Raw genomic sequence first — 23,944 nt, 5'->3', positions numbered from 1 at the left:
AGATAGGATCAGCAAAGGGCGGAGGTCACAGAAAGTGCCCCAGGCTGATAATGACCAGCCAGCCAAGGCAGCAGATATTGAGCAGGTTGCGGGCCCGCTCGCAGTCCCCTGCAACTGCTGGCCTGTGTGTGCTGGAGCAGGCAGGCTTCTCTTTAGCCTGCTCTTCGGACGTGAGCATAATGCCCATGCTTCCGCAGCCTGCTGAAATCAGATCTTGCTGGTTAACATGGATGGGATATTCAGGGTTGTAATAGCGCAGGCTTCTCCAGCTTGGCCGGGTTTGCCCGGCCAGGCCGTAGGTGAGCACAGTCAGGTGCAGGGGAACCAGATCAAACAGCTTGGCCAGTATAGCTGCAGGGCGACCAAAGCTCTGATAACGATGATGCTGGAGTGTCCAGTGATCTCTGAATTCAAGCAATAGCCGGTATATGATTGCCCCCGGGCCTCCCAGTAGCATGAACCAGAAAATAACCCCCAACAGCCGGTGACAACCGGACTCCAGTGTCCAGCATATGGTATTGGCAATAAGAAGATCCGCTCCGGAATCCGGGTCTTGCAGCTCTCCCTTACGGGCTGCAGGGTTCATTCTTTCTATCAGGTAGCGGGCGTGAATCATCTCGCTCTGTTGCAGGGCTGTGGTTATGGAAGGAATATATCGCCGTTGTCGGGACCAGCCCAGACATAGCCCCAGCAGTGTACAATTGATCAGCCAGCCGATCAGAGGGGCACTCACCAGTAAAAACATCAGTGCTGTCAGTGGTATCAGGGTCATGAAGATAGCCAGAACACCCTGCTGCATTCTTTCCTGCTCGCTGGCATGGGCAATATATAAACCATATTCCAGCCTTTGAATCAGTCGTTCTCCGGACAGCCTCATATCCTGTCTCCAAGCCTCCGGGATCATCCAGTCTATAAATAATGCGAACATGATTTGAAATGTCGGCGAATACTCCAGTTCGTGCATGTAAGTATCTCTTGAGACTGCTTTTTCAGAGTTCGGATGTTGTTCAGAAAATCAAAATGCAGGAAAGGATGAATGAGTGTAGCCAGATACACCGATTTTGCAGTGGAACCTTTTTAATTCACTCCTGTCGTACATGAAACTGAAGGGGTGTCGCTCTGGTTGCAGGCTGGCACTGATAATGGCTGACGCAGAGGCATACATGAGACTGCTGCTGGTTGAAGATGATCACATGCTGGCCGCTGCTGTGCAGGATCTGCTGCGCCGGGCCGGCTATACCGTGGATCGTGTAGCTTGCGGGCTTGATGCATTGCAGAGTCTGGAGCGGGAGCATTTCAGCCTGGTTATTCTTGATCTTGGCCTGCCGGATATGGATGGTCTGGAATTATTGTCTCGATTGCGTCAGCACAGCAATCCGGTTCAGGTGTTGATTCTGAGCGCTCGAAATGAATCGACTGATCGCGTCCTTGGGCTGGATACCGGTGCCGATGACTACCTCAGCAAGCCCTTTGATGTCGAAGAGCTGCTGGCCCGGATCAGAGTGCTGCTCAGGCGTCAGCCCCAGGGCTCTGGCAGTAACCGGCAGGTTTTTGGTGATCTGGCAATAGACCGGGAGGCCTATCAGGTGTTCTGGCAGGATCGCCGGGTTGAGTTAACTCCGGGCGAGTTCAAGCTACTGCTGGAACTGGTTGATCATCGAGGCAAGGTGATGACGCGAGACAGGTTGCAGGAAGTTGTATATGGATGGGATGAATGTGCTGAATCCAACGTACTGGAAGTGTATGTACATCACCTGCGTAAAAAACTGGATAAAAAGCTGATCAAAACCGTCAGGGGAGTTGGTTACCTTGTGGAAGAGTTACCTGCCGCAGCTCAAGTATGACTCGCTTTTTCGCCGGCTGCTGATAAGAACCCTGATCACGCTCTTCATTGTATTGCTGGTGGCAGCCATTCAAAACTTTCTGGCCGTTTATTCCGAGGTGCGGGAGGTCTTTGACCGGGAAATGGCCCAGACAACCCGGATTTATGAGGCACTACTCAGTGTTTATATCCGCCAGGTTGATATTGCCAATACTGATGTTGATCAGCTCTACAGGGTGTGGAAAAAGTCCTATGAATCCAGGGCGCTGGATCCGGGAGGCAACCGGTATCGTAACTTTGGACGAGGGGTGGATTTCCAGTTACTAAGCAAAGATGGCAGGGTGCTGCTGAAGTCTGCCGGGGCTCCGGCCAAACCATTTATCAAGAAACTCGCCGGTGGATTCTATGACGTGCCATCCTATAAGCAGCATGCAGGTGGCAGGCTGTTCTGTTATTACAACCCGGATACCAAACACTGGCTGCTGATGGTGCGCAGTCTGGATCAGAGAAATGAAATTCTGGTCAGTGTCATTATGCGCACTATCCAGATTATGCTGGTGGCCTTTGCTCTATTACTGATTTTTCTGCCCCGGGTTCTGGCGGGGGGAATGCGATCTTTGCGCCAGTTACAACAGGAGCTGGCAGACCGGGGACCGAAAAATATGGCACCGGTTATGCTGGATAACCCGCCTCAGGAATTGCAGCAGATTAATGGTGCTCTGTCAGAAATGATGCGAAGGGTGCAGGCTGGAGTTGAAAGAGAGAGTCGGTTTGTTGCAGAAGCAGCCCATGAGTTGAGAACACCACTGACAATCTTGCGGTTACATTCTCAACAGCTGGAAGGCCAGAATCTGTCAAAAGATGCTCAGGCCTCGCTACAGCAGTTACAACATGGGATTCAGCGCAGCCGCAGGCTGGTGGAGCAACTACTGGCACTATCCCGGGCTGAAGGGGGTAATAACGGCAATGATTTTGAGCAGATCGAACTTCAGCCCCTTTTGCGGGAAATTGTTGCAGATATGGTACCTCTGGCACTACTGAGACGTCAGGTGCTGGAGTTGGAAGGCGACGACGGGCTGATAATTAATGGTAACCGGGAACAGTTACGGATCCTCTGTTCCAATTTAATTGATAATGCTCTTCGATACTCACCGGATTGTGGTCATGTTCTGGTAGAAACGAAAAGGGAACGTGATCAGATAGTGATCAGGGTGTTGGATGATGGACCAGGCCTGAAGCCGGAGGAAAGAAGCAGAGTCTTCGATCGTTTCTGGCGCGGAGAAACAGGCAGAGGCGATGGTGCAGGGCTTGGCATGGCGATTGTCAGTTCTCTTGTGAAGCGCCATAAAGGCATGATTCAACTCGAGAACAGACTTGAAGGAGGGTTGGAAGCCCGGGTTGTTCTACCTGAAAAATAACCCTTTGATCATTTCTGAATAAACTCACAATCGATGATGACCGGGCAGTGATCAGAATAAACCGGATTATGAACGACCTGCTTTTGAACAACCTTTAAATATCTGCTGCTGACCATGAGATAGTCCAGGGTTAGATTAAGCTTGATATCCTGCTCCGGTGGGCTTTCATGTGCCGTGGCGTAATGCCATGCTGCTTCGGTGTGGGTGGCATGCCTCCTGTCCGGGAATATCTCGATCCCTTCTTCATCGTAGAGATCCAGTGTAAAACGTCGGGTGCCGGCAATATACTCAGGGCTTCCTGGTGGCACCAGGTTCAGGTCACCTCCCATAACCCAGGCAAAGTTCCAGTGATTCAGATTCTGGAGATGTGCTGTCAAATCATGTTGCTGCCTTTTCCTTGTCTGGCCATCCAAATCGTGGGCGTCAAAATGGGTTGTTACAACGGTAAGGTTGTTTTCTCCAATCTGGATGTTTGCCTGAAGTAAAAGGCGAACAGGAGCCATCATTCGATGAACCCAGCTTTTATGGTCGTTAAAAATAGGGTAAATATCGTGTGATAATATTTCATGTTTTGAAAAAATAACCAGACTGAAATCCATTGGGCCTGATATGGATCCGTAGCATAGTATTGGCAGGTAATGGGTGTTCCAGTAATAGGTGCTGCAGCAATATGGGTAGCCTATAAGCTCGCTTTTTAAAGTCCCCAGCACATCAGCATATCTTGAAACGCAGGCGTATTCACTAACCTCCTGAAGCATAATAATATCCGGAGAATACTGGTTAATCAGATCAATAATTGACTGAATATTATTTTCAACTTCTTTTCTGGAGGGCAGTTTTGTATTTCTCTTCCAGAATGTGACGTAATGTTTACCCAGTGCCATCTGGATATTCCAGGTCATGATTCTGACAGGGTTTTCAGCCTGAACAGAAGAGGAGGCTATCAATAAAAAAATCAAAAAGAGTACGGCACGACATTCAAGCATGTAGATTTCAATAAGGTTTTAAATTGAAGAGTGCTTGAATATAGTCGGTTTTAAAATGATTTATTATTTACGTCATTATTGATAGCAGTAGAGATACAGCGACACATCAGTTGGTGTTATTAATTAACTGATGTGTCTAATTTGAATTATTAAAAGAATGCCTGAATATTTGTTTGTGCCCGGCCCAGAATCAAGGCATGAATATCCTCGGTGCCTTCATAAGTGTTTACAACTTCCAGATTAACCATGTGACGCATCACCGGATACTCGTCAGAAATACCATTGGCTCCCATCATATCCCGGGCAGTTCGGGCGATATCCAGAGCTTTGCGACAATTGTTGCGTTTCATCATGGATATTAGTTCGGGAGCAAGTTGTCCCTCTTCTTTCATACGTGATGCCCGCAGGCTACCTTGTAATCCAAGACTGATCTCGGTCTGCATATCTGCCAGTTTTTTCTGTATCAGCTGATTGGTGGCAAGAGGGCGGTTAAACTGCTTGCGTTCTATCACATAGTCTCTGGCGGTATGCCAGCAAGCTTCGGCTGCCCCCAGTGCACCCCAGGAAATTCCCAGGCGGGCACTATTTAGACAACCGAACGGGCTTTTAAGTCCGGCTGTTTCCAGCAGCAGATTCTCCTCCGGTACAAAAACATCATCCATAACAATTTCACCGGTTATTGAAGTGCGCAGTGCCATTTTGCCCTCAATTGTCGGAGCTGACAGGCCGGACATTGATTTCTCTAGTATAAAGCCGCGAATAACCTCGTCGTCGGTTTTAGCCCAGACAATAAAAATGTCAGCAATCGGAGCGTTGGTTATCCACATCTTGTTACCGGTTAACCGGTAACCGCCGTCTGCCTTTCGGGCGCGGGAAATCATGCCGCCGGGATCAGAACCAAAATCAGGCTCAGTCAAGCCAAAGCAGCCTATCAGCTGCCCACTGGCAAGCCCGGGAAGATATTTTTGTTTCTGGGCTTCACTGCCATAGGCGTATATCGGGTACATCACCAGACTGGACTGAACGCTGAACATGGAGCGATAGCCTGAATCTACCCGCTCAATTTCCCGTGCAATCAGACCATAGGCAACCTGACTGACACCGGAGCAACCATAACCTTTCAGTGGTGCACCCAATAGTCCAAGCTGACCCAGTTCGTGGAATATTTCCTTATCTGTCGTCTCTGTTCTAAATGCATGGCGAACGCGCGGTAATAGCTGATCCTGTGCATAGCGGCGGGCTGTATCACGAATCAGACGCTCTTCATCTGACAGCTGATTTTCCAGACCAAAAGGATCGTCCCGGTTAAAGCGGGTCCAGGTAGTGTCGTTCATGATAAAAAGATGTTGTTGTTATCGTATTGTGCGGAACTATATCAGCTTTAATCGGACTGATGCGATGTTGAAGGTGGCTCACCAACTACAAATGCATAGGTTGATTCATCTTCAACCATATCCCGGGAGCCGATGGTAAGCCCCTCTTCGTCTGCAGGGTTTGGCATCGCCATATGAGGAACAAGTAGCTCTGCCTGACCAAGATGACCCTGAATATCCCTCCGGAGCTGTTCCTGCCGTTGCAGTCGGGATACCCGAAACCAGAGATAAACTGAACCCCGGTGATTAAACTTGATGCCCAGTCCGGTGTATTCGCCTTCGTTGGTGATTTTTATCCGCAGAATATGAAACCCGGGGTGAATGCTCAAAATACGGAGACAGGGTTTACGGTTAAAAAGAATATACTGGTAAACCACTTCGAGATGGATATCGAGTAGAAAGGCTGTGAGGACGCCTGACTCAAACAGTTCTACAGAAGCATCCAGATCCCGTCGCTCAGGTTCCGGGTGAACGAATGCCTTACTCAGATTGAACCGTCCCCTGTCGATGGCAAAGCTGCCGTGTCCGGTGGTACGTCTCAGTATTGGTATCAGCCCGGGTATTGAGTCCAGATTGTTGCCTCCGGTAAAGGTAACGCCGAACTGGTCAGGGCTCAGCGTATCCAGTGTAACTTCACCGATAATCTTGTTGCGAAGCATGACTCTGGCATACAGCATGTAAGTCTCGCCAGTGCCATTACAGGGTGAAAGCAGATCAATAAAGTTGAGTGCGCTCATAAGGAATAACGAGCCAGAAGGAAGGTAAGAATGTTATAGCATAGTCACGGCGAATTCTGACGAACGGTATCAATAGTCTGACATAACTGTCGTACACCCGTTATGACCCGGGGGCCTGGTGTTGCCAGCAGTGCATGGGGCAGTATCAGAAATCTGTTGTGAGCAACTGCCGGGATAGCTGGATAGCGGCTCCAGTATGATTTCATTTCGTTGATACGACTGCTATCACCAAATGTCAGTATTAGCTGAGGGTTTTCCTGCAACAGGCTTTCCATTGAAACTTGCGGAAAACTACCGGGAGTATCAGCAAAGATATTACTGGCGCCACATAGCTTTAGTGCATCATTAATAAAATTATCCTGACCTGCTGACATCAACGGGTCAGTCCATATCTGAATAAACACCGGAACAGTTTTTCGATCTGAGTACTGTTGGAGCAGTTGTTGATATTGCTCCATAAACTCAGCTGCCGCTTTATCAGCTACCGCGCTGCTATCAGTGAGCTGTCCCAGCTTCTGCAAACTCTTCGGTATATCAGTTAATCGGTCAATCTCTACTGAATAAAAAGGAATGCCAAGGCTGTGCAGTTGCTGCATAAGCTGAGGGGCGTGATAGCCACTGCCGTCTACGAGCAGGTCCGGCTTTAAATGCAAAATCTGCTCAACATTGATGCTGTTATGGCTGGCCACCTTTGGAAGCGATCTGGCTTGTTCCGGAAAATTACTGTCATCATCAACAGCAATCAGGTGTGAGCCTGCACCTGCAGTGAACAACAGCTCGGTAGTGAAAGGAGACAAGCTGATAACTTTAGCGAGTTTCTTCTGTTCTACAGCTTCAGTCGCAGAGATCGGAAACAGGCTGAATATAAGAAGGGCCTTCAACAAGGCTGACCTGATTTTCATTGCTTGCGGGCTGTATCTGCAGGGCCGTAGTTGGGGCTGATATAGGCCACTTCTTCAATGCTCATCCGTTTTTTAACCACGACCGTTAGCAGAAAGAACAGGTTAACCAGCAGATTGGCAAATCGGGGCAAGGTCTCAGGCACCTTTATACCTTCTTCATCAACCCTCACCAGTATTCGAATGACTTTCTTACCCTGACTGCGACAGATATTAAGCTCTGGAACAGGACGAGGCCCGCGGGGTAGAACAAAGCCATTTACACGACCAGTGACTTCCTGTTGATAATGGTCGTACTGCTGTTTGATCGCCTCTATATGTGTTTCTGAAATGCAGCACCGACCTCGAATGGAACCGTTCAGGTTAAAGGTAAGCGGCTGCAACTCCTGCAGCAAAGATATGAAATCACTGTATATTGAAGCGTCCTCCAACTGTTCGAATGCATTGATGGCTGCACCAATCTGGGCACACCACTCATCAGTCAGCATTTCAAAGTCGCAGAGGTAACTTGTCTCGTGAATAAACGGATAACAGAGCTCACGAATATCACCGGAGTATTTAATGGTCATGGCGGATGTTAAAAGATCTGATGGAGACAAAAGAAAAGCGTCGTTACCCGGAAGTAACGACGCAGGACGCATTAAATTTCAGGCGTATAGGTTACGCTCACAAATACACCACGAGGCTCGCTGTTGTAGCCTTTGGTAGTGTGGTAATCCTTGTCAAACAGATTCACAACTTTCAGCTGGCCCTTGAAAGATGAGCTGAAGCGGTAGCCGGTACGGAGATCGACAGTACCAAAACCACCCAGTTGCTGCTTGTTAGCGGTATCGTTATAGGTTTTGCTTTGCGCCTTGAGAGTACCGCCAATGCTGAAATCACCGTACTGGCGATCAGCATTCAGTGTCAGCATTTGTTTGGCACGTTTCACTAACTGTTTGCCGGTTTTGCGATCTTCCGGATCCAGCAGTGTCACAGTGGTATTAAGCTGCCAGCCGGCCAGAACTGTATCAAGTTGTGCTTCGATACCCCGAATACGTGCCTTATCAACGTTAAGAGGTGTCCAGATTCCGTTAGACTGAGGCGCCCATCGAATCATGTCGTCTATGTTGTTCTGGAATGCAGCCACACTCCAGTTGCCAAAACTGTGACGGCCCTTGAGAGCTACTTCATAGTTTTCGGACTCTTCCGGTTTTAGCTTGGGATTAGCTCCCGGGAAGTACAGGTCGTTAAAAGTAGGTGCCCTGAATGCAGTGCCGTAGGAAGTAACCAGTCGCAGGGACGCTGGCAGGTCAATGCCCCAGGCGATATTGCCGGTGGTTTTGTGACCATACTCTTCATTGTCGTCATAGCGCAGTCCGACCTGCAGGTCGTGCCCATCGAAGTATGACTGGTTCTGTACAAACACTGCCTTGTTGCTTCTGGAGTCAACCGGTTTGTTGTTGTTTTTATAGGGGCTGCTGTTATCAGCTCTGTCCTTGTAGTATTCCAGCCCTGCAGTGGTCAGCTGATTATCGCTCCAGGCAATATCGTTCTGCCAGGTAACAGTATTACGCCAGGTGCGGTAATGGCTGGTTGCCTTGTGATTGCCCTGGGCATCCTTGATACGCTGATAGCCATAGTCACGCATCCAGCCGGTTTCAAGCCGGGTCTGCCAGATATCATTGACGGGCAGACTGATGTAAGCGCCGGCAGAAGAGTTCTTGAAGTTGGTATAGGGGGCGTTATTTGCCGGGGGGCCGAATGAACTCAGGTTATCAAATTCGACCTTGCCTTCGGCGTTCATCGCATTGAAGCCAACCTCGATATCATTATCGAACTGGTGGGTCAGGCTCATGGAAAGAGACTTGTTGCGATAAGCGTCCTTATCACCCTGCATATTGATTTTTTCCGGGGTGATATCGAAACCTTCTGTTTCATACAGACTGGCGCCGAAGTTAAAACGGGTATTGCCGGTTTTACCGCCATAGTTCAGGGCATAATTGCTGGTGCCCCGGCTGCCGCCGCCAACAGTTATGCTGAGTTTTGGCTTGCCTTCACCCTTACGGGTAAAGATCTGGATAACGCCGCCAATAGCATCAGCACCATACAGGCTGGAATGAGGGCCACGAACAATTTCAATGCGTTCGATCTGTTCCGGAGTCAGATACTGCAGAGCTGCTCCTCCGGCCGCTGCAGAGTTAACCCGTACACCGTCAACAAGAACCAGGGTCTGGGAAGAACTGGCACCACGTACAAAAACAGAGGCAATAGCTCCTGGGCCACCGTTACGGGTGACTTGAATGCCGGGCGCTCTTTCCAGCAGTTCGGGGATATCCTGAGCCTGACTGGTGGCAATATCTTCACGGGTAATAACGGTAACCGGCGCCAGAGCCTGCTCAACGGTCTGTGCTGTTCGGCTGGCAGTGACAATAATGGTGTCGAGCTTGTCCTCTTCAGTGGCAGCGATGGCAGCGCCGGCGGTGATAGAGGCAATGGCCAGTGTCAAAGCCCGGACACTGTAACTGTTTGCCAGTTGCATATGAAAAATACCCTTGTTCTGTGTGTGTTGGCACATCCGGACAGGGAGAAATTAGCAGGCAGGAGAGTTCGGACAGCAATGGAGGTCTGTCAGATAGCTGTCACCTGCCGGATAAACCCGTCCGGTATGACTTTGCTTCCCACAGGGCAGGTTTCCTGACTTCAGGGTCAATGTCTTGCAGCCGGCCTTCCCGGAATTTCCAGTGGCAGAATAGCTGCAGGCTCACCTGTTACAGTTGCGGGTACAGTCCAGAACTTGCATCTGGTTCCCTTTTAACCTCGTTCATCATCAATAAAATCTGAACCAGGCACCGCTGTGGAGCGCTGAACTCTAGCATGGATTGTCCGGTGAGTCTTGGAACATGCCCGGAGTCAACAAACTGTTCAGAAAAGTTCAGAGCCGTGTTGATCCCTGTTTCCTGCTCAACTCCAAACGAGCCGGTTTAAAAAAAGTTGATGCTGTGGAGTGGTGTTTTCCGTACTTTTTTATTATCCAATGCCGGTAAAAAGGTTGATCTGCGGCTGTTTTTCTGAAAAATGCTGCTCGAAATCACGGGATGGGTGTGGATAGTGCGAATATCGGCACGGTTTCCCTGTATGAGTGTTCCAGTGCAATTAGGTGTAGGATCACTTTTCCGAAAATGAGCGATAATGTGCAGTGGCTCAGAGCGCAAAATTTATCTTTTGGTTGCGCTTTCCCAGCCTTGTTTTTTGTCATGAACTTTCTTTGTGATGATAAAGCCGCCGTTTTCATTTTTGGCTGTGAGCGACTTCTTCTGCCCACGGCTACTTAAACCGATTTATATCAAGCCGGGTGACAACCGTCACCGGGCTCGCCTGCCTTTTATATTCCAGACGGGGAATTGTTAGGTCATGAGTCAAGAAAATATTCTGATTATCAACTGTGGTAGTTCTTCCCTGAAGTTTGCTGTGATCAATCCGCAGACTGAAGAAGAATTCATTAATGGCCTGGCTGAGCGTCTGGGTAGCCCGGAAGCCGGTCTGCGTTGGAAGATCAACGGTGAAAAGGGCAAGCAGGCTATCGCTGATGCGGATCATGATGCTGCGATTGGTGCCCTGCTGAGCCTGCTGCGTGATGCTAACCTGGTTGAAACCATTGCTGCTGTTGGTCACCGTGTGGTTCACGGTGGTGAGTCCTTCAAGGAATCCTGCCTGGTAACTGACGAAGCTATGCAGGCAATCGAAGACTGCACCCACCTGGCACCGCTGCACAACCCGGCTAACCTGACCGGTATCCGTGTTGCCCAGAAATACTTCCCGGAACTGCCGCAGACTGTTGTTTTCGACACTTCTTTCCACCAGACCATGCCGAAGCAGGCTTACATGTACGCGCTACCTTACAGCCTGTACCGTGAGCACGGTGTTCGTCGCTACGGCTTCCACGGCACCAGCTACCGCTATGTAGCCAAGCAGGCTTGCGAGATGCTGGGTCTGGAAGAAAACAACAGCGCACTGCTGATTGCTCACCTGGGTAACGGTGCCAGTGCTTCTGCGGTACTGAACGGTGAATCCGTAGACACCACCATGGGTCTGACCCCGCTGGAAGGTCTGGTAATGGGTACCCGTTCCGGTGACGTTGATGCCAACCTGTTCAGCTTCCTGAACAAGGAATGTGGCTACGACATTCAGCAGATTACTGACCTGCTGAACAAGAAGAGTGGCCTGCTGGGTATTTCCGAACTGAGCAACGACTGCCGCACTATCGAAGAAGCGATGGAAGAAGGCCACGAGCAGGCAACTCTGGCTATGGACGTATTCTGCTACGTACTGGCCAAGAAGCTGGCTGGCATGAGCGTTGCGCTGGGTCGTATCGACGGTCTGGTCTTCACTGGCGGCATCGGCGAAAACTCCGACATCATTCGCAAGCGTGTTGTTGAAATGATGAGCATCTTCGGCTTCGAACTGAGTGAAGAGCTGAACCTGAAGCATCGCTTCGGTGGCGAGGGTGTGATCACCACCAACGAACAGTGCCCGAAGGCACTGGTTGTTGCTACCAACGAAGAGCTGATGATTGCTCGTGACACCGCTGCACTGATCGCCTGATTCAAGGCATTCACAGCAGGCTGACCTGCTGTGACAGATTATGTTTGTGTGTTGGCAAGGCCATACCGGTTTCGGTGTGGCCTTGTTTTTTATGCTTCGGATAAAACTTCAACAGCCCCTGGTGCTCTGAACGGAAAAGACATCAGATTTCACTTACTATCGTATTCGAAGGCGGTGCAGCCCACTTGAGTGCTACAGGGGCATCGGCAATACACTGATCAGGAAAGTGATTGTCGTTTGAGAGATATTCAGTCTCTAGCAACAAGGTAAACTTTGAAAACCCGCTGCCCCAGTCACAAATTCGGGTAGCCATATGATTGGTGCGTTTTCGTTTAGTTACCCAGATCATATTTTCTCCGGGGATAACGTAGCGGGAAACGCCGAGTAAAGAACCATGGCAGTATTTATCAATACAGGAGGTTATGATTTCTTCGAAAATCCGATGACCTGCAGCGGCAGCAAAATAATTATTCTCCAACGTTTCGGTATTAAACAGTATGCCGTCAGCAGCGAACAGCTGCCGGAATGGTGCGGCAACCCGAATATCTACATCCAGATAAATACCGCCATATCGGTACATCGCCAGCCAGCGAATCAGGTTGGAGGCATTAGGCAGGTTGGCATACCCTCCAGTACTTTCACGCATAAAGGTCGATGCATATTGAGTTAATGTGCTGTTATCGAAGTGACTGTCAGGTTGCAGGAGTTCAGATAAGGGATGAAAGCAATTTAGAAGGTTCAGGTCGTCAGAATAACGATGAATAGCATCAGACCAGCAGAAGAACTGATACTCAGGGTTAAGTTTCTGACATAGCCGGATATTCGTCACAAACTGGCCAGGCAGCTTTTTTCCCAGCCAGATCCAGTGCACGTTCCTGGGGATAACAGGCATAGCTAACAGCAGCTACAAGATTGAATATATGAAGGTTAGCGAATGTAGAGGCTTACTAATAAATGTTACCTGCTGCCTGACGAGTGGTATGCTTTCGGGCACATAAAAGCAGAATAAAAATAATGAAACGGCTTGCAGCAATTCTTCATGACTCTGTTCCGGAAATAACTAACTTTGCTGAATGGAAACGGCAATGGCAGGAACAGGAAGTCGACTCTACAGGCTCTACCCTGGAAAAAGCATTCTATGACGGTTGTCGCTCAGACCGTGTAGCCTGGGCATTCTCAGCAGCTTATCAATGGGCTATTCGCAGTTTGATTCCGGACCTTGAATCATCACGCGCTATTGTCGCACTTTGCATTACCGAGCAGGGCGGCGGGCATCCACGAAGTATTCATTCGTCACTTGTCAGGCAGGAACCGCACTGGGTGTTGTCAGGTCAGAAACAGTTTGTTTCCGGGGGTACTGAAGCAGACACCCTGTTGATTGCTGCAAATTGTGGTGTGCAGCAGGATGGCCGGCCTCAGCTGAAAATGCTGCAGTTGCCTGCAGAGACCGCAGGTTTGAGTATGGCGCTCATGCCGGCTTTGAGTGTTGTGCCGGAAGTCCCTCACGCCAGAGTTATCATGGAAAATGTAGACGTATCAGATACAGCTGTTTTTCCGGGAGATGGCTACGACACCTATATCCGTCCCTTCCGGCTGTGTGAAGACTTGCATGTACAGGCTGCTTTGCTGGGGATGATCGCTCGCAAAGGTTTTGATCGTCAGAAATTTGAGCTGGTAGAGCAGGCGGTAGCGTTTGTTCACTTGCTTCAAGGCTGTCAGCAGCAGTCGGACTTTTCGGTTGCAAGTCTTGCTATGAGTGGTATTGAACCTCACTTGAAGGCATTACTTAAACAAACGGAGGACTTAATTGTCAGTGATGAAGAGCGGAAAGCCTGGCAGCGTGACTGTCAGTTGCTGAAAATTGCGGGTAAAGCCCGGGATCAGCGGCGTTTGAAAGCGAGGGCATGGCTGGCAACAGAAGCAGGGTGAATGTTAACAGGGAATATTTTGTAACCGGAAGACGAATGTCTTCCGGTTTTTTTTGACCGGTATTAACATGGGGGCAAAAAATAGACCAAGGAAAAGTAGTCAATGTTGTCGATTTTGCGGGGAAGTGTTGCTTTTTCCGGTTATGTGCTCAATACGCTGTTCTGGTTTCCTGTCATGATGGTGTTCGGGCTGCTCAAACTGATTCCCTTTGAGCCTTCGCGCAAGGGATGCAGCTGGGTGGTTGATCAGATTGCCTCACTCTGGATCAGTATTAATAACCTGAATCAGAAGTTGCTGGGAGGCACCCGGATAGATACGGGAGAACTGCCTGAGCTTTCGCCTGATGAATGGTACCTGGTGGTAGCTAACCATCAGTCCTGGGTCGATATTCTGGTATTACAGCGGGTCTTTAACCGTCGTATACCTTTTCTGAAGTTTTTTTTGAAACAAGAACTGATTTATGTGCCTTTCATGGGGCTACTATGGTGGGCGCTGGATTTTCCGTTTATGCGTCGATATAGCAAAGCTTTTATCGAGAAGAATCCTCATCTGAAAGGCAAGGACCTGGAAACCACGCGTAAAGCCTGCGCCAAGTTTCAGCACTTTCCTGTCAGTGTGATGAATTTTGCTGAAGGCACTCGTTTTACGACCGAAAAATATAAGCGGCAGTCTTCCGGTTATCAGCGCTTGCTGAATCCCAGAGCGGGTGGTTTGGCTTTTGCGCTGGATGCGATGAATGGCAAGTTGCAGCAAATGCTGGATGTCACCATTTACTATCCGGAAGGCATCCCGACGTTTTGGGATTTTCTGTGCGGGCGGGTTCGAAAGGTCGATGTCAGGGTTACCAAGCGTTCTCTGGTTCAGGTGCTGGAATATGATTATCAGCAGACACAGGGGCGTGAAGCGTTTCAGGGTTGGGTAAACGAAGTCTGGACAGAAAAGGATCGCCAGCTGGAAGAGCTGGCGTCCTGAAACAGCTGAAGGATAACTATCAACCGATAGCTGGCAGCATATGGGTAGTGATTGCCAGCTGTACTCCAATAATAATCACCCCGGTAACGGAGGCCATGACCAGTGCCGGTCGGCCTCCCCGAACCTGATACTCGGTCTCAGCATTGCTATGTCTGATTTTCCAGGCAATAGCAACTGGCAGCAGAATGGCGGTTACCACCAGAGCGATCGCAGCAAAACCCAGTGCGGTGATGAAAATGCCCGGTGCATAGAGTGCAGCCAGCAGTGGTGGCAGCAAGGTAATCAGAATGGTTTGCAGTCTGCCGTTGATATTGTTTTTGCGACCGGTGGCTTCAGCCAGGTAATCAAACAGGCCCAGGGTTACACCCAGGAAAGAAGTTGCCAGCGCCAGCATGGCAAAGGTGCTGATCAGTCCCGCCAGTACGGCTGAACCTGTTGCTGCACCCAGTGCTGAGGTCATTGCACTGACCGGATCCGATGCTTGCCCCAGGCTATCAAAACCCTGCTCAGGTAAAACACCATTAGCTGATACTTTCCACAGAATGTAAACAGCCATCGGCAAGGTACTGCCGATCAGTACGGCTTTGCGAATATGACGGGTAGATCCATCAAGATAGTGGACGACACTCGGTACTACGACGTGATAGCCAAAAGAGGTAAACAGTACGGGCAAACTGGCCAGTATCAAACCATTGCCCAGTGTGGCATGACTGGTGTTCAGATTAACCGGCTCTACTTCCGGCAACAACAGTGACAGCACGACACCCAGCGCAATCAGCATACCGATAAACAGGGCGCGATTGACCAGGTCCACACCTCGGGCTCCGGCAACAACAATAATGGCGACCAGAAAAGTTACTGAGATACAGGCTGCAACATGAGACAGCTGAACGCCCGTAGCCTGTTGTACGATAGAAGCCAGCTGGCCTGAACCGCCGCTGATGTAGGCTGCACAAAGGGAATAAAACAGTAGCAGCATGGCCGCTGAATTAATCAACTGTCCCGGTTTGCCCAGTATTCTTCCAGCGATACCGTGAAGGGTTTTGTCTTCCGGGCAGGCTTTGCTGATTTCTGCTGTGAGCAGACCACACCAGGCCGCCAGTACCCAGACCAGAATCATCATCACCATTGCCGGAATAAATCCGGTGGTCGCAGCAACCAGAGGGAGCGCCAGCATGCCGGCACCGATGGTTGTTCCTGCAATCAGTAGAGCACTGCCTGTTGTTTTACTTCGCATACAACTCTCTTATGTACAACTTTGTTTGGGCACTGTTGTTATGCAGTGCAGTTTCTGATGTTCAGCACACTGGAGATCTGGAGTTCAGGAAAGATTGCGAAGGGAGGAAGGTAAGTACAGGTATTACAGGTTCTGCCACCACCACATCATTCGCGAATTGATCCTTGAACTGCATCCAGAAGACCAATGCGCCCTAATAACGTCGTTGATGTCAGATGCTCTCAGCATTAGTTGCAGGAGCGACGCTCAACTACGCCATCAGGGCTGGCGAAATCGAGCGTAATAATACGCTTGAAATATCATAAATCTGTGATGATTACTGTCTGTGTAGTGAAAGTCCTGCTCAGGACTCTTTTCAAAATACAGAGTCTGGCTGTGATTGAGCATACGTATAAATACTTCGATTGTGATCGAGCGTCAGGCTACCTGCAGCTGAAAAATGTGTAGCTCGTAATAAAATCAGGATGACTTGTTTAATTGGTTAAGCTGGGTTTCAAAATCAAATATTTGATCCATTAATGCCCACTTCTCACCCGGAGCAGCTTCCTCACAGACAGACTGAAAGCTGTCCATTAAATCTTCCCAGACCTTGCAGTGTTCATCCAGGGTCAAATAGCGTGGGAAATCAATTGAAGGATTAAAACCGTCAACGGTTTCAATATACATAAACAGCCGATAACCGATACGAAAAAGTCGCATTTGGTTAATTCCCACAGCATTAAGGCTACGCAAAACTTCGGGCCACACCGCGCGATGATATTCGAGATACCTGTCGACCAGTTCATCATCCTGTTTCAGATTTAACGCGAATGCGTAGTTTTGCATGGCAGCTGTACTTCAGCAGTCACTGTTGAAAACATTATAAGTGAAAGTTTCACTCAGAGACTGAATTGGGCAAGATGCTCATGGACTGTCATATAAAACAAAATTAGGGAAATTAACTTGCCGATTGTGAAAAATTGGAAGACACCAGAGAATCTGTTGTTATTGATTGCTTTCGTAATGCCGCTGACTTTCTCAGTCTGGCAAGCCTTGCTGAATAACTTTGTTATTGAGCAGGCAGCATTTACCGGTAAGGAAATCGGCATTTTGCAGAGTGTAAGGGAAATACCGGGATTTTTGGCCTTTTCGGTTGTTTTTCTGCTGTTGATATTTGTTGAACAGACGCTGGCCTGTCTGGCTCTGGTTGTAATGTGTCTTGGTGTTGCCGTTACCGGGTTCTGGCCTGAAGCAGTGCCGCTGTATATCACTACGGTGATTATGTCGACCGGTTTCCATTATCTGGAAACGATTAACCAGTCCCTGACATTACAGTGGCTGGACAAGAAAAAGACAGCTCACTTTATGGGACGTGTGTTGTCAGTACGAGCTGTGGCTGCATTACTTGCCTACGGTAGTATATGGCTGTTGATGGATCAGCTGGGTGTTGAATTCAAGCAGATGTATTTGCTCGCTGGTGGCCTGGGCCTGATAGTGGTGCTGATGATCTGGATAGCCTTTCCCCGTTTCGAGCAACCTGCGGCCCAGCATAAAAAGATCATCCTGCGTCAGCGATACTGGCTTTATTATGCCCTGACTTTTTTCAGTGGCGCCCGTCGCCAGATCTTCGTGGTCTTTGCCGGTTTCATGATGGTAGAGAAGTTTGGCTACTCGGTTGGCGAAATCAGTCTGCTGTATTTGCTGAACTACGGCATTAATATGTTGTTCGGTGCGCGTATTGGCGGCTGGATTGGCCGTGTAGGCGAGCGCAAGGCACTTACCATTGAATATATTGGCCTGATTCTGGTGTTTACCGGATATGCCTTTGTAGAACATGCCGAACTGGCTGCGGCGCTGTATGTGGTTGATCACCTGTTCTTTGCCATGGCGATAGCCACCAAGACCTACTTTCAGAAAATTGCCGATCCGAAAGATATTGCCTCCAGTGCCGGTGTCAGCTTCACGATTAACCATATTGCTGCGGTCTTCATTCCCTTCCTGCTGGGACTGGTATGGCTTCAGTCGCCCACTGCAGTTTTCCTGACCGGTACCGGGTTTGCGGTCTGCTCGCTAATACTGGCTCGGTTGATTCCAACTTCACCGGAGCAGGGGCGAGAGACACTCTGGAAACAGCGGTTGGTTATAAATAGCTGAAAGAACGGCTGAAAATAACGAATATAAGTGCCTCTATAGCCGGAAGGCAGAGCTGTTTCCGGCTATGGGTGGTGAATGCCGCCGTTTCTACTAAGCTTGGTAGTCCCATTGTCTATATAGAAGGGACTCCATGGCGAATGTTGCAGTATCCAAAGAAGTCGAGGCGGGGCAGGCCGTTTATACACGGCTGCTGCTGCGGGTTTATGACCTGTGGGTTTTGTTTCTGTCGAACCGCTTTATATGGAAGTGCCCGTCAAGCATCCAGCTGGCGCACTATAACAGGCATATTGGTGCTTCCCATCTGGATGTCGGCGTAGGTACAGGCTATTTCCTGCGTCACTGCAAATTTCCCGTAGCTGATCCCCGAATCGGGTTAATAGACCTTAACCCGAACAGCCTGGCGTTCACCTCCCGTCGTATTCGCCGTTACCGGCCCGAATACTGGCGCGCTAACGTACTGGAGCCGCTGAATATTGAAACGGCACCATTCGACTCAATCGGGCTCAATTATCTTTTTCACTGTTTGCCCGGAACCCTGAAAGAAAAAGGTGTAGCCCTGGATAATTTGCTGCCGCTGTTGAAACCGGGAGGAGCTGTCTTTGGCACAACCCTGCTGAGTGGGGGCGTTTTCAGAACCCCGAGAGCCAGGGCTCTGATGCGTTTTTATAATGGCAAAGGCATCTTTTCCAATGAACATGACGGTCTGGAGCAGCTGGAAGAAATACTGGCTGCCCGGTTTAGTGAATATAGTGTCAGGGTCGTGGGCTGCGTAGCACTTTTTTCAGCAATCAGATAACAAAAGCGAACAGCAAATGAACAGTCGTTTGTTGTTATTTGTCGTTTTGGTTTACTTTTTCAGGTTTATTTTGCGTGAAGGCGTCATCTTTAAAAAATAAAACTGAACTTTTCCCCTTATAATCAGTGTATATAACTAAACCGATATTAATTAGTTTCGGTTTGTCGATTGTAGGTTCGTGGGATTTCGCAAAGCGCATCAACATAGATATGCAGGATGCTGTTGGGACTCTCGTGAACCGGATAACTTCCTGATGGGGGATGTGAAATGCTGGTCGGAGTACCAACTGAAATCAAGAACCACGAATATCGTGTAGGCCTGACCCCTGCTTCTGTTGCAGAACTGGTTGCCAATGGACATGAAGTCCTGATTCAGTCTGATGCCGGCGCTGGCATCGGCTTCACCAATGACCTGTATGTTGCTGCAGGTGCCAAGATTGCCGCTGACGCTGAAGAAGTTTTTGCCAAGGCAGAAATGATCGTCAAGGTAAAAGAGCCTCAGGCTTCCGAGCGTGCTATGCTGCGCAAGGACCAGACTCTGTTCACATACCTGCACCTGGCCCCTGACGCGCCTCAAACCCAGGACCTGATCGAATCCGGTGCCACCTGCATCGCTTACGAAACTGTCACCGACGATAAAGGTCACCTGCCGCTGCTGGCTCCGATGTCTGAAGTCGCAGGCCGTATGTCCATTCAGGCCGGTGCCCACTCTCTGGAAAAAGCCCAGGGTGGCCGCGGTGTCCTGATGGGTGGTGTTCCGGGTGTTGAGCCTGCCAAGGTTGTTATCATCGGTGGTGGTGTTGTCGGCATGAATGCCTGCAAGATGGCTGTTGGTATGGGCGCAGAAGTTATCCTGATGGATCGTTCTGTTGACGTACTGCGTCGCTTCGACGACATGTTCGGTAACCGTGTAAAGACCGTTTACTCCAACGTTCACTCCATTGAAGAGCACGTAACCACTGCTGACCTGGTTGTCGGTGCGGTTCTGATTCCGGGCGCTTCCGCTCCGAAACTGATCACCCGTGATCTGGTTTCCAAGATGAAGAAAGGCGCTGCGATTGTTGACGTTGCAATCGACCAGGGCGGCTGCTCCGAAACTTCCAAGGCTACTACTCACGCCGAGCCGACCTACATGGTTGACGGTATTGTTCACTACTGCGTAGCCAACATGCCGGGTGCGGTTGCCCGTACTTCCACTCAGGCGCTGAACAACGCTACCCTGCCGTTCGCTCTGAAACTGGCTAACCTGGGTCCGCGTGAAGCGCTGTCCACCGACCGTCACCTGCTGGAAGGTCTGAACGTTTACCGTGGCATGATCACCAACAAGCCGGTTGCTGAAGCTCAGAACCTGCCTTACGTTCCTGCTGAGGAAGCTCTGGGCGGTTTCTGATCGTCGAGTGCTTACCCGGGTTAGTCCCGGGTAAAAAGAAAGCTCCGGCCGGCGCCTGCTGATGTTTAGCGGGCGCCGGTTTTGTTTATCTGCTTTATTTAAATCCCCTTGTCTGCTCTCTATAATGCCCCTCCCCGAGCAGTATCCGGTTTGATGATTTTTGAATGAACACTGAAAGCTATAACAGCCGCTTTGGTGGCATCCGCCGTTTGTATGGTGCCGATGCACAGGCACGGTTTGCAACGGCCCATGTCTGTGTTGTTGGCATTGGTGGCGTTGGTTCATGGGCTGCCGAGGCGCTGGCCCGCACCGGTATTGGCCGGATAACCCTGATTGATCTGGATGATGTCTGTGTCACCAACACCAACCGCCAGCTGCATGCGCTGAAAAACACGATAGGTGAGTCCAAGTGTGAAGTCATGGCTGAGCGGATCAGGGCGATTAATCCTGAATGCCAGTGTGAAATCATTGAAGACTTTGTCACTCAGGATAATGTCAGGGAACTGATCGATAGGGATTATGATTTTGTGCTTGATGCTATCGATAGCTATCGCGTTAAAGCGTCAATTATTGCCTGCTGTAAACGGAACAAAATTCCTGTTGTAACCGTTGGTGCTGCCGGTGGACAGGTAGATCCGACGCTGATCCGGGTAGCAGACCTGACTAAAACCATTCAGGATCCGCTGGCCCGCAAAATGAAAGACCAGTTGCGCCGGTTCCACAATTTTCCCAAATCAAAACGCTTTGGTGTGGAGTGCATTTACTCTGAGGAAGCGGCAGTTTATCCACAGCCGGATGGCACTGTCTGTCAGCAGAAACCTTCAGGTGAAGGATCCATGAAAATGGACTGCTCCAGTGGATTTGGCGCGGCAACTGTTGTGACTGCGACGTTTGGCTTTTTTGCTGTGTCGCGTATTTTGCGCAAACTGGCCGGATAATAATTACCCGGCCTCTTGATGCTTATCCGGCGAAGTTATCCCAGAATAGTTTGGCGGTCATAACCAGTGATACGCCAACAATCATGGGGCGAATGATTTTCTGGCCTTTACTCAGCACCATTCTTGAACCTAGTCGCGCGCCAATAAACTGGCCTCCGATCATTAGCAGGCCAACCGTCCAGACGACATGCCCTCCAAGTGCAAAGAAGATCAGTGCTGCAATATTACTGGTACAGTTCAGTAGCTTGGCGTGAGCTGTGGCTTTGGGAAGTGCATATCCCAGCAGCATAACGAATGCCAGAGCGAAAAATGATCCGGTGCCCGGGCCAAAAAAACCATCATAAAAACCAACACCAACTGCACCGGTAAAACAGAACAGTGGATAGGTAATTCTGGGATTAACATCTTCAGCGCCCAGTTTGGGGGAAAACAGAAAATAAAAGGCAATCCCGAGCATCAGAAACGGAATCAGGTAGCGCAGAAAGGCCGGATCAATTTGTTGCACCAGTAAGGTTCCGGCAGCACTGCCGAGAAAAGTCATGCCTATGGCCAACTTCATTCGACTAAGGTCAACAACTTTACGTCGAACAAAATACAGGCTGGCCGAGAATGAACCGCCGGTACTCTGCAGTTTGTTCGTTGCCAGTGTTTGCGTTGGAGACAGGCCGGCAGCCAGCAATACGGGGACGGTAATCAAACCGCCTCCGCCCGCAATGGAGTCAACAAAACCTGCCACTAATGCTGCTGAAAAGAGCAGGGCATACAGTTCGGGTGTCAGCAAAATATCCAAGTGTCTGATTTGCCTTTTAGTCAGTGTTGAAGCGAATGAGCCGTTAGAGCCTGTTCATTAGAGATAGCGGTGAGCCACAGAACAAATCTCATCCACAATAGCCCGCAGGCCGTTACCGCGAGAAGGGCTCAGATGGGTAAGCAGCCCCAGTGTTTCAAATTCGTCTTCAAAAGATAAGCTCTGAATTTCCAGTGCGGTTTTGCCGTTGCAAAGCAGCATCACCAGCATAATCAGGCCGCGAATAATACGGGCATCACTGTCTGCAGCAAAATACAGCTTCATGGAGTTGTCATCATAATGATGATGCAGCCAGACCTGACTTTCGCAACCATGCAGTCGTGAATCTTCTGTTTTCCAGTGCTGTTCCAATGGCGCCATGTTTTTTCCCATCAGCATTAGCTGACGATAGCGTGATTGCCAGTCCCTGCTGCTATGTAGTGCATCCAGCAGGGTATTGGCAGCGTTCTGGTCTGTGGAGAACTGGCTGAAAGGTGCTTCGAGTGATGTTGCTGCTGTCTCTGTCTGGTTGCTTTCAGATTGAGTAGAAGGCTCGGATGCGTTGCAGGAATAGAGCTGCTGCTTGATAATTTGTTGCAGACTATCGACAAAATAGTCGACCTCTTCAAGCGTATTATAAGGTGCAAATGAAGCGCGAATGGTGCCGTCTATACCCAGATGGTCCATCAACGGCATGGCACAATGATGGCCGGTGCGTACGGCGATACCCTTCTGGTTGAGCAGGAAACCAATATCCTGGTTATGGATGCCCTCTACGGTGAATGAAACCACAGATACCTTTTGTCGGGCTGTTCCCACAAGACGTATCTCGGGAATTTGTCTCAGGCGTTGTTCAGCATGAACTCTAAGCTGCTCTTCATGCTGCTGTAATGATGTACGATCCTGTTGTTGTAAAAACTCAAGTGCTGCAGCCAGCCCGATACTACCGGCCATATTTGGAGTGCCGGCTTCAAACTTGAATGGCAGGGTGTTGAAAGTGGTACCGTCAAAACTGACCTGCTTGATCATCTCACCACCACATTGCCAGGGCGGCATTTGATTAAGAAGATCCTGTCGTCCATAGAGGACGCCGATACCGGTTGGACCAAACACCTTGTGACCTGAAAAGACATAAAAATCACACCCAAGTTGCTGCACATCAACAGGGAAATGAGAAACAGCCTGGGCGCCATCAACAAGAACAATGGCGCTAACAGCATGCGCCTGACGAACAATTTCCTGCACAGGGTTAACCGTTCCAATAGCGTTGGAAACATGGCTTACGGCAACAATGCGTGTCTTGTTACTCAGTAACTCCGGTAATGTAGCCATATCCAGTTCACCTTTCGGCGTTAATGGAATGACCTTGATTGAGGCTCCGGTTTGTTCTGCAACAACTTGCCACGGAACAATATTGGCATGATGTTCCATGGCAGATAACAGAATTTCATCACCCGGTTTCAGAAATGTTCGGCCATAACTCTGGGCTACAAGGTTGATGGCTTCTGTTGCGCCCCGGGTCCAGATGATTTCATCGGTATGAGGAGCATTCAGAAAGGTGCGCACCTGTTCGCGGGCATCTTCAAAGGCGTGGGTCGCACGGGCACTGATAGTGTGTGAAGCGCGATGGACGTTGGCGTTGTCCTGCCTGTAAAAACGGTCGATGACTTTGATGACACGGTCGGGCTTCTGGGTGGTAGCCGCATTATCGAGATAAACCAGAGAGTGGTTACTCACATTCTGGTGTAGTAATGGAAAATCCTGTCGCAATTCCTTCACAGAAAGTGACGTGGCAGATGAAACAGGGCTATATGTCATGAAGTCTTATTCCAAGTGTTGCAGGCAGGCTGATATTTTAAGCATGGGTATTGTTACAGATGATTGGGTTGCTTGGTAGTGAGGAAGGCTTTTGGCCGTTTCATATTTCAAATAAGACTATTAAAC

The 23,944-nt window shown here is 49.5% G+C and carries 21 protein-coding genes and 1 riboswitch; of the genes, 9 read left to right on the top strand and 12 right to left on the bottom strand.

What is annotated here, in order from left to right:
• Positions 1–25: 25 nt before the first annotated feature.
• Complete coding sequence (locus ACYZZ0_RS08370; RefSeq protein ID WP_461536184.1) at positions 26–928, bottom strand: cobalamin biosynthesis protein; 903 nt, start codon at positions 926–928, stop codon at positions 26–28.
• Positions 929–1,142: 214 nt separating this feature from the next.
• Between ACYZZ0_RS08370 and ACYZZ0_RS08365 the strand changes: the two genes are divergently transcribed.
• Positions 1,143–1,844 carry a response regulator transcription factor gene (locus tag ACYZZ0_RS08365; protein WP_461536147.1) on the top strand — a complete coding sequence of 234 codons (702 nt, stop codon included), beginning with the start codon at positions 1,143–1,145 and terminating at the stop codon, positions 1,842–1,844.
• Complete coding sequence (locus ACYZZ0_RS08360) at positions 1,810–3,240, top strand: sensor histidine kinase (protein WP_461536146.1); 1,431 nt, start codon at positions 1,810–1,812, stop codon at positions 3,238–3,240. Before ACYZZ0_RS08365 ends, ACYZZ0_RS08360 begins: the two co-directional genes overlap by 35 nt.
• Before the next feature lie 8 nt (positions 3,241–3,248).
• Here ACYZZ0_RS08360 and ACYZZ0_RS08355 read toward each other — a convergent pair whose 3' ends face one another.
• The 6 genes from ACYZZ0_RS08355 to ACYZZ0_RS08330 form a co-directional block, all read right to left on the bottom strand.
• On the bottom strand, positions 3,249–4,142 hold the full coding sequence (locus tag ACYZZ0_RS08355; protein WP_461536145.1) for an endonuclease/exonuclease/phosphatase family protein: 894 nt from the start codon (positions 4,140–4,142) through the stop codon (positions 3,249–3,251).
• Positions 4,143–4,375: 233 nt separating this feature from the next.
• Positions 4,376–5,560 (bottom strand): acyl-CoA dehydrogenase, encoded by a 1,185-nt coding sequence (locus ACYZZ0_RS08350; protein WP_461536144.1) that lies wholly within the window; start codon positions 5,558–5,560, stop codon positions 4,376–4,378.
• A gap of 47 nt (positions 5,561–5,607) precedes the next feature.
• Positions 5,608–6,336, bottom strand: a complete 729-nt coding sequence (locus tag ACYZZ0_RS08345; RefSeq protein ID WP_461536143.1) for a hypothetical protein — start codon at positions 6,334–6,336, stop codon at positions 5,608–5,610.
• A gap of 44 nt (positions 6,337–6,380) precedes the next feature.
• Positions 6,381–7,217, bottom strand: coding sequence for an ABC transporter substrate-binding protein (locus ACYZZ0_RS08340; RefSeq protein WP_461536142.1), 837 nt, complete (start codon positions 7,215–7,217; stop codon positions 6,381–6,383).
• 17 nt (positions 7,218–7,234) lie between these two features.
• On the bottom strand, positions 7,235–7,876 hold the full coding sequence (locus tag ACYZZ0_RS08335) for a cobalamin adenosyltransferase (RefSeq protein ID WP_461536141.1): 642 nt from the start codon (positions 7,874–7,876) through the stop codon (positions 7,235–7,237).
• Positions 7,876–9,756 carry a TonB-dependent receptor domain-containing protein gene (locus tag ACYZZ0_RS08330; protein ID WP_461536140.1) on the bottom strand — a complete coding sequence of 627 codons (1,881 nt, stop codon included), beginning with the start codon at positions 9,754–9,756 and terminating at the stop codon, positions 7,876–7,878. Before ACYZZ0_RS08330 ends, ACYZZ0_RS08335 begins: the two co-directional genes overlap by 1 nt.
• Positions 9,757–9,884: 128 nt before the next feature.
• Positions 9,885–10,087, bottom strand: a riboswitch (cobalamin riboswitch).
• 541 nt (positions 10,088–10,628) lie between these two features.
• Here ACYZZ0_RS08330 and ACYZZ0_RS08325 point away from each other — a divergent pair.
• Entirely contained in the window at positions 10,629–11,819 is a 1,191-nt protein-coding gene (locus tag ACYZZ0_RS08325) for an acetate kinase (RefSeq protein WP_461536139.1), read from the top strand.
• Between the two features lie 142 nt (positions 11,820–11,961).
• Here ACYZZ0_RS08325 and ACYZZ0_RS08320 read toward each other — a convergent pair whose 3' ends face one another.
• A complete protein-coding gene (locus tag ACYZZ0_RS08320; RefSeq protein WP_461536138.1) occupies positions 11,962–12,711 on the bottom strand; it encodes a glycosyltransferase in 750 nt (249 codons plus the stop codon).
• A gap of 122 nt (positions 12,712–12,833) precedes the next feature.
• Between ACYZZ0_RS08320 and ACYZZ0_RS08315 the strand changes: the two genes are divergently transcribed.
• On the top strand, positions 12,834–13,748 hold the full coding sequence (locus ACYZZ0_RS08315; RefSeq protein WP_461536137.1) for an acyl-CoA dehydrogenase family protein: 915 nt from the start codon (positions 12,834–12,836) through the stop codon (positions 13,746–13,748).
• Between the two features lie 102 nt (positions 13,749–13,850).
• Entirely contained in the window at positions 13,851–14,720 is an 870-nt protein-coding gene (locus ACYZZ0_RS08310) for an acyltransferase (RefSeq protein ID WP_461536136.1), read from the top strand.
• Between the two features lie 19 nt (positions 14,721–14,739).
• Here ACYZZ0_RS08310 and ACYZZ0_RS08305 read toward each other — a convergent pair whose 3' ends face one another.
• Together ACYZZ0_RS08305 and ACYZZ0_RS08300 are read right to left on the bottom strand one after the other, a co-directional pair.
• Entirely contained in the window at positions 14,740–15,957 is a 1,218-nt protein-coding gene (locus ACYZZ0_RS08305; RefSeq protein ID WP_461536135.1) for an aromatic amino acid transport family protein, read from the bottom strand.
• Positions 15,958–16,416: 459 nt separating this feature from the next.
• On the bottom strand, positions 16,417–16,782 hold the full coding sequence (locus tag ACYZZ0_RS08300; RefSeq protein WP_461536134.1) for an L-rhamnose mutarotase: 366 nt from the start codon (positions 16,780–16,782) through the stop codon (positions 16,417–16,419).
• Positions 16,783–16,908: 126 nt separating this feature from the next.
• Here ACYZZ0_RS08300 and ACYZZ0_RS08295 point away from each other — a divergent pair, with 126 nt between their 5' ends.
• From ACYZZ0_RS08295 to tcdA, 4 genes are all read left to right on the top strand, one after another.
• Positions 16,909–18,090, top strand: a complete 1,182-nt coding sequence (locus ACYZZ0_RS08295; RefSeq protein ID WP_461536183.1) for an MFS transporter — start codon at positions 16,909–16,911, stop codon at positions 18,088–18,090.
• 130 nt (positions 18,091–18,220) lie between these two features.
• A complete protein-coding gene (locus ACYZZ0_RS08290) occupies positions 18,221–18,886 on the top strand; it encodes a class I SAM-dependent methyltransferase (protein ID WP_461536133.1) in 666 nt (221 codons plus the stop codon).
• A 267-nt stretch (positions 18,887–19,153) separates the two neighbouring features.
• Positions 19,154–20,275 (top strand): alanine dehydrogenase, encoded by a 1,122-nt coding sequence (gene ald, locus ACYZZ0_RS08285; RefSeq protein ID WP_461536132.1) that lies wholly within the window; start codon positions 19,154–19,156, stop codon positions 20,273–20,275.
• Between the two features lie 164 nt (positions 20,276–20,439).
• Complete coding sequence (gene tcdA, locus ACYZZ0_RS08280) at positions 20,440–21,213, top strand: tRNA cyclic N6-threonylcarbamoyladenosine(37) synthase TcdA (protein WP_461536131.1); 774 nt, start codon at positions 20,440–20,442, stop codon at positions 21,211–21,213.
• 22 nt (positions 21,214–21,235) lie between these two features.
• On the opposite strand, the gene ACYZZ0_RS08275 is transcribed toward tcdA, so the two are convergent.
• Both ACYZZ0_RS08275 and ACYZZ0_RS08270 read right to left on the bottom strand, forming a co-directional pair.
• Entirely contained in the window at positions 21,236–22,003 is a 768-nt protein-coding gene (locus tag ACYZZ0_RS08275) for a TSUP family transporter (RefSeq protein WP_461536130.1), read from the bottom strand.
• Between the two features lie 57 nt (positions 22,004–22,060).
• The gene (locus ACYZZ0_RS08270; protein WP_461536129.1) at positions 22,061–23,818 is read right to left on the bottom strand and encodes a SufS family cysteine desulfurase; all 1,758 of its coding nucleotides are present in this window, start codon (positions 23,816–23,818) and stop codon (positions 22,061–22,063) included.
• Between the last annotated feature and the right edge of the window lie 126 nt (positions 23,819–23,944).

Origin of the sequence: Spongorhabdus nitratireducens, from assembly GCA_947387575.1 — a bacterium.
Lineage (GTDB): Bacteria > Pseudomonadota > Gammaproteobacteria > Pseudomonadales > Endozoicomonadaceae > CANDOC01.
This window is presented reverse-complemented; position numbering and strand designations above follow the sequence as displayed.

Excerpts from the sequence above, each read along its gene's own strand:
- ACYZZ0_RS08370 (WP_461536184.1), bottom strand. The coding sequence starts at position 928 with ATGTTCGCATTATTTATAGACTGGATGATCCCGGAGGCTTGGAGACAG.
- ACYZZ0_RS08365 (WP_461536147.1), top strand. The coding sequence starts at position 1,143 with ATGGCTGACGCAGAGGCATACATGAGACTGCTGCTGGTTGAAGATGAT.
- ACYZZ0_RS08355 (WP_461536145.1), bottom strand. The coding sequence starts at position 4,142 with ATGACCTGGAATATCCAGATGGCACTGGGTAAACATTACGTCACATTC.
- ACYZZ0_RS08350 (WP_461536144.1), bottom strand. The coding sequence starts at position 5,560 with ATGAACGACACTACCTGGACCCGCTTTAACCGGGACGATCCTTTTGGT.
- ACYZZ0_RS08345 (WP_461536143.1), bottom strand. The coding sequence starts at position 6,336 with ATGAGCGCACTCAACTTTATTGATCTGCTTTCACCCTGTAATGGCACT.
- ACYZZ0_RS08335 (WP_461536141.1), bottom strand. The coding sequence starts at position 7,876 with ATGCGTCCTGCGTCGTTACTTCCGGGTAACGACGCTTTTCTTTTGTCT.
- ACYZZ0_RS08330 (WP_461536140.1), bottom strand. The coding sequence starts at position 9,756 with ATGCAACTGGCAAACAGTTACAGTGTCCGGGCTTTGACACTGGCCATT.
- ACYZZ0_RS08325 (WP_461536139.1), top strand. The coding sequence starts at position 10,629 with ATGAGTCAAGAAAATATTCTGATTATCAACTGTGGTAGTTCTTCCCTG.
- ACYZZ0_RS08320 (WP_461536138.1), bottom strand. The coding sequence starts at position 12,711 with ATGCCTGTTATCCCCAGGAACGTGCACTGGATCTGGCTGGGAAAAAAG.
- ACYZZ0_RS08315 (WP_461536137.1), top strand. The coding sequence starts at position 12,834 with ATGAAACGGCTTGCAGCAATTCTTCATGACTCTGTTCCGGAAATAACT.
- ACYZZ0_RS08310 (WP_461536136.1), top strand. The coding sequence starts at position 13,851 with ATGTTGTCGATTTTGCGGGGAAGTGTTGCTTTTTCCGGTTATGTGCTC.
- ACYZZ0_RS08305 (WP_461536135.1), bottom strand. The coding sequence starts at position 15,957 with ATGCGAAGTAAAACAACAGGCAGTGCTCTACTGATTGCAGGAACAACC.
- ACYZZ0_RS08300 (WP_461536134.1), bottom strand. The coding sequence starts at position 16,782 with ATGCAAAACTACGCATTCGCGTTAAATCTGAAACAGGATGATGAACTG.
- ACYZZ0_RS08290 (WP_461536133.1), top strand. The coding sequence starts at position 18,221 with ATGGCGAATGTTGCAGTATCCAAAGAAGTCGAGGCGGGGCAGGCCGTT.
- ald (WP_461536132.1), top strand. The coding sequence starts at position 19,154 with ATGCTGGTCGGAGTACCAACTGAAATCAAGAACCACGAATATCGTGTA.
- tcdA (WP_461536131.1), top strand. The coding sequence starts at position 20,440 with ATGAACACTGAAAGCTATAACAGCCGCTTTGGTGGCATCCGCCGTTTG.
- ACYZZ0_RS08270 (WP_461536129.1), bottom strand. The coding sequence starts at position 23,818 with ATGACATATAGCCCTGTTTCATCTGCCACGTCACTTTCTGTGAAGGAA.